General features: G+C 72.8%; 7 protein-coding genes. 5 read left to right on the plus strand and 2 right to left on the minus strand.

Annotated features, from left to right (window positions below; genetic code table 11):
• Positions 1 to 17: 17 nt before the first annotated feature.
• The 4 genes from ACFHVL_RS06150 to ACFHVL_RS06165 are packed head-to-tail and all read left to right on the plus strand — an operon-like array spanning position 18 to position 8,389.
• A complete protein-coding gene (locus ACFHVL_RS06150; RefSeq protein WP_416626092.1) occupies positions 18 to 3,140 on the plus strand; it encodes an FtsX-like permease family protein in 3,123 nt (1,040 codons plus the stop codon).
• The gene (locus ACFHVL_RS06155) at positions 3,140 to 6,184 is read left to right on the plus strand and encodes an FtsX-like permease family protein (protein ID WP_416626093.1); all 3,045 of its coding nucleotides are present in this window, start codon (positions 3,140 to 3,142) and stop codon (positions 6,182 to 6,184) included. Before ACFHVL_RS06150 ends, ACFHVL_RS06155 begins: the two co-directional genes overlap by 1 nt.
• A gap of 6 nt (positions 6,185 to 6,190) precedes the next feature.
• Positions 6,191 to 7,129 carry a tetratricopeptide repeat protein gene (locus ACFHVL_RS06160; RefSeq protein ID WP_416626094.1) on the plus strand — a complete coding sequence of 313 codons (939 nt, stop codon included), beginning with the start codon at positions 6,191 to 6,193 and terminating at the stop codon, positions 7,127 to 7,129.
• A gap of 9 nt (positions 7,130 to 7,138) precedes the next feature.
• Positions 7,139 to 8,389 carry an arginase family protein gene (locus ACFHVL_RS06165; protein ID WP_416626095.1) on the plus strand — a complete coding sequence of 417 codons (1,251 nt, stop codon included), beginning with the start codon at positions 7,139 to 7,141 and terminating at the stop codon, positions 8,387 to 8,389.
• Position 8,390: 1 nt separating this feature from the next.
• On the opposite strand, the gene ACFHVL_RS06170 is transcribed toward ACFHVL_RS06165, so the two are convergent.
• Both ACFHVL_RS06170 and ACFHVL_RS06175 read right to left on the minus strand, forming a co-directional pair.
• Positions 8,391 to 8,918: a flavoprotein gene (locus tag ACFHVL_RS06170; protein ID WP_416626096.1), complete on the minus strand. Its 528-nt coding sequence runs from the start codon at positions 8,916 to 8,918 to the stop codon at positions 8,391 to 8,393.
• Between the two features lie 260 nt (positions 8,919 to 9,178).
• Positions 9,179 to 9,412, minus strand: a complete 234-nt coding sequence (locus ACFHVL_RS06175; RefSeq protein WP_416626097.1) for a winged helix-turn-helix domain-containing protein — start codon at positions 9,410 to 9,412, stop codon at positions 9,179 to 9,181.
• Between the two features lie 381 nt (positions 9,413 to 9,793).
• Here ACFHVL_RS06175 and ACFHVL_RS06180 point away from each other — a divergent pair, with 381 nt between their 5' ends.
• On the plus strand, positions 9,794 to 10,264 hold the full coding sequence (locus ACFHVL_RS06180) for an SAM-dependent methyltransferase (RefSeq protein ID WP_416626098.1): 471 nt from the start codon (positions 9,794 to 9,796) through the stop codon (positions 10,262 to 10,264).
• The last annotated feature ends 36 nt before the right edge of the window (positions 10,265 to 10,300 follow it).

The following is a 10,300-nucleotide window of genomic DNA, read 5'->3' on the forward strand; positions in this document are numbered from 1 at the left end:
ACGCAACGGGGGTACAAGTGTTCGCGCTGCTCCTCAGTGCGGTCCGGGCCCGGGTGGGCCAGGCATCCGCCCTGCTGCTACTGACCGCGCTCGCGGTCACCGCCACCACCGCCGCCCCCTGGTACGCCGCTGCGGCGACCCGGTCGGTCGCGCAGGCCGCAGTCGACGCCGCCGCGCCCGACCAGTTCGCTGCCCGAGCCACCGGTCGGCTGGCCACCGAGGACCCGACCCTCCCCCTCGACCAGGTGGTCGACCCGGCCACCGGCGACCAGGCGGCCCTCGACGCCGCCGGCGAGGCCCTGCTCGACCAGGCCCGGGCCGCCGGCTCGGCGGTCATCGGCCACCCCGGTGCGACCGCAGCCAGTTCCCTGTGGGCCACCGGGATGCTCATCTCCGCACAGTCCCAAGCACCGGTCAGCCTGACCCACCGGGAGCGGGTCTGCGACCACCTGGGCATCGACGGTGCCTGCCCGCAACGTCCCGGCGAGGTGCTGGTCAGCCGGCGGACAGCGGAGAGCCTAGGCGTTGGCGTCGGCGACCAGATCCAGCACCGACCGACCCGCCGGGCCCCGGTCGCCCTCACCATCACCGGCGTCTATCAGGTCACCTACCCGGGCGAGCCGTACTGGGCGTTCGGTGAGTTGGGCACCGGGGCCGGTACCGACGTCGGGGACGCCACCGGTGACCCAGCCTTCGTCACCGCGGGCACCCTCGCCGCCGCACCCACCGGCAGCCTCTCCGCCGACTACCACCTGGTGCTGCCCGCCGAGGCCTTCATCGCCGGCACCGATGTGGCGACCGAGGTCCGCCGGTCATCCGGCGGCAGCGGTCGCTGGCAGGTTCGCACCGACGCCGCCATCCTGGTGGACCTGATCAAACGGCACCGTCAGTTGGTCAATGTCGGCGTCACCGTGGCCGCGGGACAGCTGTTGCTGCTGTCGTGGTTCGCCCTGTTCTTCGCCGTCCGGCACACCGCCGAGCACCGCCGTCGTGACCTGGGACTGGTCAAGCTTCGCGGTGGTGCCCGGTGGCGGGTCTGGCTGCTCACCGTCGGGCAGAGCGGCCTACCGATGATCGTCGGCGCGGCGATCGGGATCGGCGCCGGTCTCGTGGTCGCCCGGCTGCTCGCCGGCGCAGGCCCGGACCCCGAGCATGTCGGGTCCGCCGCGCGACTCGCCGTGGCCGCGGCCGGCACGGCGGTCATCGGTGCCCTGATCGCCGCGATCGCCGCCGACCTGCGCAACGCGCGAGCCGGCGTGGTCGACCTGCTCCGGCACGTACCGGCACGTCAGCGCGGTTGGCGGGCCGACGCCGTCGACCTGATCGCCGTGGCCATCGCCGCAGCCGGGCTGTACCAGGCGTACACGACGCCGGCCGAGTCCGCCGGGACAAGCGGACTCGTGCTGCTCTCCCCAGCCCTGCTGGCGATCGCCGTCGCGCTCGTGGCGGGCCGGCTGGCCACCCCGGTCGCCGCCCGCGCCGGGTCGGCGCTGCTGCGCCAAGGCCGACTGCCCGCCGCGCTGGCCGCCCTGCACCTGGCCCGCCGGCCGGGCACCGCCCGGCTGGTCGCCCTGCTCACCGTCGCGGTGGCGCTGCTCGGCACCGCGATCGCCGGGTGGAGCGAATCTGCCGCTGCCCGGGCCGTCCGGGCCACCCACACCACCGGCGCCGAGCAGGTGCTCACGGTGCAGGCCCGCAGCCGTGCCCACCTGCTCGCCGCCGTCCGAGCAGCGGATCCCGCCGGCCGGCACGCCATGGCAGTGGTCCGCAACGCCCCCAGCTCCGCCCAGTACATGCTCGCGGTCGACGCCAGCAGGTTCGCTGCCGTCGCGGCCTGGCATTCCTCCTACGGCCCCGCCGCAACCGAGATCGCCGCAGCGCTCACCCCGCCGACCACCGGAATGCGGGTGTCCGACGGCGAACTCCGGCTGGACGCCACCGGGACCGACGCGGTACCGGTGAGCGTCGTGACCCACCTGGTCGGGCCGATGGGGCAACCGATGACCGTGGTCTTCGGCCCGATCGGCGCGCAGCGGGCCGAGTACACCGGCACGGTGACCGGCTGCGGACCGGACGGCTGCAGACTGGCCGCCATCGAACTGACCCAGCCGGCCTGGAGCGGTGCCCCGGCGTCAGCCGAGCCCGGGATCACCGTCGGCCTGCACGGCCTGGCCGGTGACACCTCGCCCCGCCTCGACGCCGCCTACTTCGGCGACGTCCGCAACTGGCGAGGGCCGGTCGCGACTGGTGCCATCGGGCCCCGGATCGACACCGGCCAGCATGGGCTGGACGTCACCACGCCACCGGAACTCGGCCCCAACGACCAGATACGGTTGGCCAGGATCCAGGTGACCGACGCGCCGGTGCCGGTGCCGGTGGTGCGTTTCGGGCCGGAGCTCATTCCGACCCTCCCGGGTGAGCCGGTCCTCACCATTTTCGGCGGCGACGCCCTGCCGGTGCGATACGTGGGGGTGGCCGACGCGCTGCCCCAGGTCCGGATCCGCGGCTACCTGGTCGACCTGGAACTGGCCGACCGGCTCGCCGGCGGTGCCGGCAGGGGCGACGTCCCGCAGGTCTGGCTCGCCGCCGACGTACCCGACGATCTGATCGACCGACTCACCGCGCAGGGGCTGACCATCATCGACACCGACTCCCGGGACGACGTGATCGAGCAACTGGGTCGCCAGGGCCCGCCGTCGGCGCTGCGCTTCCAACTGGCCGCCGGGCTGATCGGACTACTGCTGGCGGCCGGGGCGCTGGCGGTGGTCGCCGCCGTGGAACGCGACGACCGGGCCGCCGAGCTGGCGGCCCTGCGCAGGCAGGGCCTACCGGCCGCCGCGGTGGCCCGGATCGCCTACGGCGGGTACGCGGTGGCCGTGGGACTCGCGGTGTTGATCGGACTGCTGGTCACCATCGTCGCCCGGTTGCCGATCCAGCAGACCATCCCGATATTCGTCGACAACTGGGCGGTGCTGCCGCTGCGGATCGGCCCACAACCCGGCCCGCTGCTGGCCGCCGTACTCGTCGCGACGGTGGTGCTCGGCGCGGCCGGGGCGCTGGCCGGTGCCCGGCTGGTCCGCGCGGTCTCCGCACGCCTCGACGCGCCGGCAGCGAACCGGTCCACCGGCCGGAGGCCCTGATGATCTCCCTGCTGCTGTCCATGCTCACCGCCCGGCGCGGCCAGGCGATGGTCGTCTTCCTGTTGAGCGCGTTCGCCACCGCGGCCGCGGTCACCGGTCCGGCGTACCTGGCCGCCGCCGATCGGGCGGTGGTCGCGGCGGAGATCGCGGCCGCCGGGCGCGCCGACCGTACGGTCACCCTGTCCATTCCCAGTCTCGCTCCCGGCGAGGAGGAGGCGTTCCGAGCCGTCACCGCCGCGGCGCTGGACCTGCCCGGCTTCCGCTCCGTCTACACGGTGCAGCTGCCGACGCTGGGACTGGAACCGGGCGCAGGTCAGCTCTCGTACCTGGTCTTCCGCGAGGACGTGTGCGCGAACCTGCGGATGGTCGCCGGCCGGTGCCTGATGTCGCCGCAGGAGATCATCGTCGGGCAGGACACCGCACGCCGGCTGGATCTGCTCCCCGGCGCACCCCTCACCGTGGCCGCGGCCGAGTACGACCCGCTGCAACGGACCTACGTCGCTACCGGAGCCCCGGCCGAGGTGAGCATCGTCGGCGTCTACGCGCCGCTGGATCCGGACGCCATCTACTGGGGGCGGACGCCGTACTTCATGCCGGGCGCGACGGACTCCTACCGCGAGCCGATTTTCAGCGGCCGGTACGTCGTCGACAACATCGACCGCCGCAGCGACTATCGCGGCATCGACGCGTTGGCCGAGACCGACGCGCTGCGCCCGGACCGGTTGGCTGAGCTGGACAGCCAACTGACCGGCCTCGACGATCGGATCCGGGCGGACGCTGGCGGATTTGTCACCCTGACCGACGCCGTCAGCCCGCTGCTGGACGAGATCGAGGCGTCCCGGGCGCTCACCCGGCAGGTGGTGCCGGTCGCGGCCGTCCCGTTGGTGATCCTCTGCCTGTTCGTCATCTTCGTCGCGGTCGCCGCCGGCACCGTGGCCCGGCGTACCGAGGTGGGGCTGCTCGCCCTGCGGGGAACGCCGCGCCGGGCCCGGTGGACCCTCGTCGCGGGCGAACCGGCGGCCGCGATCGTGCTCGGCGCGCCGGTCGGCTACCTGTTGGGTTCACTGATCGTCGGGGTGCTCGCCGGACTACGGCTGGAGGACGGCCGGTTCGCCCCGGTCACGTCGGTCGCGGCCGTACTGGCCGGGTGCGCCGCGCTCGCCGGTGCCCTGCTCGCCGGGCTGCTCGCCCAACGTCAGGAGTTGGCCCGACCGGTCGCCGACCTGCTGCGCCGGGTGCCGCCCCGGTCCCGGTTCTGGACGTCGTTGCTGATCGAGGCGGTCCTGATCGCCCTCACCGTGGTCGCCGTCGCCCAACTACGGATCTTCGACAGCGAGCTCGTCGGCCTGTCCGTGCTGGTGCCGACGCTGATCGGGGTGACCGTGGCGCTGATCATGGCGCGGGCGGTGGCACCGCTCACCGCCCGGCTCGGCTCCGCCGCGCTGCGCGGCGGCCGGCTCGGGCCCGCGCTGGGGCTGCTGCACCTGGCCCGCCAACCGGCCAACCACCGCCTGTTCACCCTGCTCACCGTCACCGTGGCGCTGACCGGGTACGCGGCCAGCGCGTTCGACGTCGCACAGCAGTCCCGGACGGCGCGGGCCGAGGTGCAGGCCGGCGCTGACCGGGTGCTGACCCTGCTGCCGGTCGACGCCGGGACGCTGCTGGCCGCCGTGCGGTCGGTCGACCCCGACGGCGGGTACGCCATGGCGGTCGGCTTCACCGACCTCGGCCCGGACACTCCGGTGCTGCTCGCCGACACTCCGGCACTGGCCGCCGCCGCCCGCTGGCGGCCCGAGTTCGGTCCCGACCCGGCAACCCTCGTCGCCGCCCTGCGGCCACCGGCCACCGAACCGACCACCGTCACCGGGACCGAGCTCTCCGTCGACCTGATGGTCGCCGCGACCGACCCGGACGACGACCGGGCCGAAGCGGTCCACGAGGTCCGGTTCACCGTGTACCTGCGGTCGGCCACCGGACGCGCGGTAGCGGCATCCGTGTTCGCCGGTGCCGGGCAGCGCACCTACCAGGTACCGGTCGACTGCGCAGCGGGTTGCCAGCTCACCGGATTCTCCGTACGCGTCGAGCCGGGAAGCACCGGCGGTGGGGTGGGCCTCGACGGGCAGGCAGACCCGGCCGAACATGAGGTGACCCTGACCGGGATCGCCGTCGACGGGGCCCGGCTGCTCGGGCCGGCGGAACTCACCGAGGTGCGGGCCTGGCGGGATCCGACCGGATCCGAGGCCCAGGTCGGGCCGACCGGGCTGCGGCTGACCGCCGGCGGCGTCGCCGCTGATCCGTGGGCACTACCGGCCGACACCGCCTATCCGGTGCCGGCACTGGTCACCGGGGCCGGCGGGCAGCCACCCGCACTCGGCCCGACCGGCACCGCACTTCCCACCGGGGCGCAGATGACCTCCGCCACCGACCCGGTCGCGGTGCTGCCGGCACTGGGCGGCCGTGGCGTGCTGGTCGACCTGGAGTACGCAGTACGGGCAGTCCCTGAGAACACTCCGCTCGACCGGGCCCAGGTGTGGCTCGGCAGCCAGGCACCGACGGACGTCGCCGACCGGTTGGCCGACACCGGACTCGTGGTGACCGGTGAGTTCACCCCGGAGCAGGTCCGGGCGGAGCTGGACCAGCAGGCACCGGCGTTGGCGAGCTGGTTCCACCTGCTCGCCGCCGCACTGGCGGTGCTCCTCGCCTGCTGCGGGATCGCGTTGCTGGCGATGGTCGACCGGCGACGCCGCGCCGAGGACCTCGGCGCCTTGCTGTTGCAGGGGCTGCCGGCCCGGGTCGCGACCCGTTCGCTGATGTGGAGTTCACTGCCAGCGGTGCTGTTGGCCACGCTGACCGGGCTGGGTGGCGCCCTGCTGGCCTGGTGGGCGACCGGGATCTACCTGCCGATCGTCGTCGCCGGGTCCGTTCCGCTCGCCCCGGTCGAATGGCCGCGGCCAGCCGCCGTGCTGTTGCCGGTGATCGGGGTCATGGTGCTGTTCGGGGCGGTGGCGCTGGCGATGGGACGTGCCGCCCGCGTGCGAGACTAGGTAACCATGAGCGACCCACGTACCACCCCGTCGATCTTCACTCGCGGCGCGGTAGACCTGAGCTCCCTGCGCAGCCCCGCGCCGGCTGGCCCGCGGCCCGCCGAAGGAGCCCCGAACCCTGCCGGTGGCGGGCCGGCCGGCCCGCCAGCCGCCGCCCCGGGCAACGCCGGTGGCGGTGTCGTCGTCATCGACGTCACCGAGGCGACCTTCCAGTCGGAGGTCCTCGAACGGTCGATGACCACACCCGTGGTCATCGACTTCTGGGCCGAGTGGTGCCAGCCGTGCAAGCAGCTGTCGCCGCTGTTGGAGCGGCTCGCCGCCGAGGGCGGCGGCACCTGGGTGCTGGCCAAGATCGACGTGGACAGCAACCAACGCCTGGCCCAGATGTTTCGGGTGCAGTCCATCCCGATGGTGTACGCCGTGGTCGGCGGCCAGCCGGTGGACGCGTTCGCCGGCGCGGTGCCCGAAGCGCAGCTGCGGCAGTGGATCGGTGCGGTGCTCAAGGCCGGCGGCGTCGCCGTCGAGGCCCCGGAGGATCCGATGCTCGGCGCCGCCGACGAAGCGCTGATGATGGGCGACCTCGACGCGGCCGAACAGGCGTACCGGAAGATCCTCAACGAGTCACCGGCGGACGCTGCGGCCGAAGCCGGCCTCGCCCAGGTCGCCCTGGCCCGGCGGGTGCAGGGGGTGCAGCCGGCCGCCGTCCTCGCGGCGGCGCAGAACGCCCCGGACGACATCGCCGCTCAGCTGCTCGCCGCCGACGTCGAGGTGCTCAGCGGCGAGGCCGAGCAGGCCTACGAGCGACTGGTCGGTCTGATCCGGCGCAGCGCCGGCGACGACCGGGAGACCATCCGTCGGCACCTGGTGTCGCTGTTCACCGTCGCCGGGCCGGACGACCCGTCGGTGGCGAAGGCCCGCCGCGCGCTGGCCAGCGCGTTGTTCTGAGTCGCGTCGATGCGCCGGATAGCCGTTCTTGACGCACCGTCGAACCTCGGTCTGCGCCCGCCGACCGGGACGTCGGTGCCCGGCTGCGCGAAAGCGCCCGGCGCACTACGCGACCACGCCCTGCTGGCCCGGCTCGGCGCCCGGGACGCCGGATGTCTGACCCCGCCCCGGTACGACCCGGCGGACTGGCGTCCCGGTGACGGGGTCTGCCACGCCGGGTCGATCTCGGCGTACTCGGTGGCGCTCGCCGGGCGGATCGGTGCCGTCATCGACGCCGGGGAGTTCCCGGTGGTGCTCGGTGGCGACTGCTCGGTCCTGCTCGGCGGGGCGCTCGCCATGCACCGGCTCGGTGCGGCGGTCGGCGGGCGGATCGGGCTGGTCTACGTCGACGGGCACTCCGATTTCCGCCATCCCGGCAACGCCTCCTACGTCGGAGCGGCGGCCGGTGAAGGGCTGGCCCTGGTCACCGGGCGGGGCCAGGCGGATCTGGCGGGGATCGAGGGCCGGCGGCCGTACTTTCGCGACATCGACGTGGTGGTGCTCGGCATCCGGGCCCAGGACGAGTACCGACTGGACCTGCAGGCGGCCGGTATCGTGACCCGGCCGGTGCCGGCGCTGCGCGCCGAAGGTGCGGCCCGCAGCGCGCAGTGGGCCCGCGACCAGCTGATCGACTGCGCCGGCTACTGGGTGCACGTCGACGTGGACGTCCTCGACCCGGCGGTGATGCCGGCGGTCGACGCGCCGGACCCGGGCGGCATCGCCTTCGCCGAGCTGGAGTTGCTGCTCGCGGAGTTGGTCGATACGCCGCACTGCCTCGGCGTCGAGCTGACCGTCTTCGACCCGGACTACGACCCGGACGGCACCTACGCCGCCGAGATCGTGTCGACCATGGTCGCCGGCCTGCGCCCGGTGCACCGGGACCGCGCTCCGGTCGACGCGGCCATGACGCCGACTTCGCCTACACCGGAGACCACGGAGGCACCGGCTCCGGTCGTCGAGGCGACCGCTGAGCCCGCTACCGGACCAACCGCAGACCCCGCCGTCGAGCCGGGCCCACCTGCGGTGGCGGCGCTGCGGCCCGCGGTGCCACTGGTCCCGCCCGTGACCCTGTCGGTCGCCGACCCGATCGCACCGCGTGGGTCGGCCAAGCCAGGACGGCTCCGGCGACCAGCGGTGACGCCACGGCCGCCGACCGGCGACTCCACCGAACCACCGTCGCCGCCGGCCGCCACCGAAGCGCCAGATCCGCCCGAAGACTGAGTCAGTCGCGATCGAGCGTCGCCAGTAGGTCGAGGACGGCTTTCCACTGGAATGGTCCGTCCGGGACGGCCGGCCGCAGGGCGTCGGTGGCAGTGAAGCGAACGCCGGTACCGGCGAGCAGCTCGATGCTGCGGCTGAAGGCTGGGTGGGCGGCGAGCACCGCCTTGGCGTACGGCGAGGCGATGATCGGCGTACCCGATCCCAACGCCTCGTTGAGGATGCCCAACGCCGCCGTGTCGTTGGTGCCGGCGGCCCACTGGTTGATCGTGTTGAAGGTGGCGGGTGCGACGATGATGGCATCGGCCCTTGGCAGTGACTTCGGCTCCTGCGGTCCGCGCGGTTCGCGTTTGACCGGGTGACCGGTGATCCGCGCAAGGGATTCCGGATCAACCCATGCGGCAGCGGCCTCGGTCAGGACGGGGTATATGTCCCAGCCGTCGTTGCGGAGTCGTTCAGCCAGCTCGGCGACCCGGGCGGCCGGCGGTGCGGCGCAGATGACGAGTAGGACGACGGGGGCGGCTTCGGTCATGAGTCCGGTACTCCTGCCCGGTCGGCGAGGGCTCGTAGCCCTGGTGTGTCGCTGCGGCGTTCCCGCCGGAGCAGCTGAGTGATGAGGCCAGTGGCGGTGGCGTTGGCCGCTGCGACGTGTCGGCGTTCGGTGGCATCGTCGGCCCTTCCCTGATCGGCGCTGTCGCTGAACTTGGCTGGGTAGTGATCGCCTCGTCGGTTCATCAAGGACGCCCGCCAAGCCAGCGGGTGTCCGACGTCTACCCCGCCGATCAGCAGGGTTTAGCCCTGCTCCTCGTTCGGGTCGACGACGAAGACACCGACGCCGGGTACGCCGACGACCAGGCCCTCGGCCTTGAGCGCGATCATCGCGTTACGGACGACGATCGCCGACACCTTGTGCTCGGCGCAGAGCTGCGACGTGGACGGCAGCTTCGCACCTGGCGACAGCTCGCCAGACGCGATCTGCTTGCGGATGTGGGCGGCAAGATCCACCCACTTGGCGTTCGGTGGCATGGCGGTACTCCCTGGTCAGCACTGCCACTTGATCACCTCGGCACCTACGATCGTAAGTGATAGCTTGACTGCGATAGTATGCTATCGATCGATCGATCGATCGGCTCCCTGGCCAGCAACCCGGAGCTGGTTTCCCGCAAGGAGCCCGGCCGGCCGGCGCCGCGAGCCGGGCCACCAGCTGCGGGTCGAGGGCCTCGGCGAGAGCCTGCGCGGTGAACTGCGGCTCGGTCTGCGCGGAGCCGGCCTGTGCCGGCGCCGTACCAACGTCCACGGGGGCCGTTGAAGTGATCGTCATGTTTCCCATCTCGGTGTCTTCTTTGTTCAGAGTTACATCCGTGCAACGGCGGACCCGACACCGTCCGGAACCGCTACATTTCGTAGATGGGTGCTGACCTGGATCCGCTAGCGCGAACGGCCTTGTGGACGGCGTCGATGCGGGCGAGGGAGCATGCCCGGGATGATCGGCTGTTCGAGGAGCCGTTGGCGCAGCTTCTTGCGACCGAGCTGGGTCCGCAGATTATGCGCGGCTTCGAGGGCGAGGTGCAGCGCGGGATTCAGGATCCGGCCCTCGCAGTGCGCACCCGGTTCTTCGACGAGGCGATCGGCCGCGCTGCCGACAGCGGTGTTCGGCAGTTCGTGTTCGTGGCGGCTGGGATGGACACTCGTGCGTACCGGTTGGACTGGCCGGCTGCGACGGTGGTCTTCGAGCTGGACCGCCCGGCGCTGCTGGATCTCAAGCGTGCGTTGGTCAAGGGATCAGGCGCTGATCCCGGTTGTGGTCTGCGGCCGGTCGGGGTTGACCTTCTAGAAGACTGGATGGGGTTGACCCGGTTTGACGGACAGGGTCGGTAAGTTGATCTCACGCTACCTTGCTGGCTGGCCTGCGGG

The sequence above is a fragment of the Micromonospora sp. LOL_023 genome (assembly GCF_048060115.1).
Lineage (GTDB): Bacteria > Actinomycetota > Actinomycetes > Mycobacteriales > Micromonosporaceae > Micromonospora_E.

What these genes read in the sequence shown, in the direction of transcription:
- ACFHVL_RS06160 (WP_416626094.1), top strand. Translation starts at nt 6,191, where the DNA reads ATGAGCGACCCACGTACCACCCCGTCGATCTTCACTCGCGGCGCGGTA.
- ACFHVL_RS06175 (WP_416626097.1), bottom strand. Translation starts at nt 9,412, where the DNA reads ATGCCACCGAACGCCAAGTGGGTGGATCTTGCCGCCCACATCCGCAAG.
- ACFHVL_RS06180 (WP_416626098.1), top strand. Translation starts at nt 9,794, where the DNA reads ATGGGTGCTGACCTGGATCCGCTAGCGCGAACGGCCTTGTGGACGGCG.
- ACFHVL_RS06155 (WP_416626093.1), top strand. Translation starts at nt 3,140, where the DNA reads ATGATCTCCCTGCTGCTGTCCATGCTCACCGCCCGGCGCGGCCAGGCG.
- ACFHVL_RS06170 (WP_416626096.1), bottom strand. Translation starts at nt 8,918, where the DNA reads ATGACCGAAGCCGCCCCCGTCGTCCTACTCGTCATCTGCGCCGCACCG.
- ACFHVL_RS06165 (WP_416626095.1), top strand. Translation starts at nt 7,139, where the DNA reads ATGCGCCGGATAGCCGTTCTTGACGCACCGTCGAACCTCGGTCTGCGC.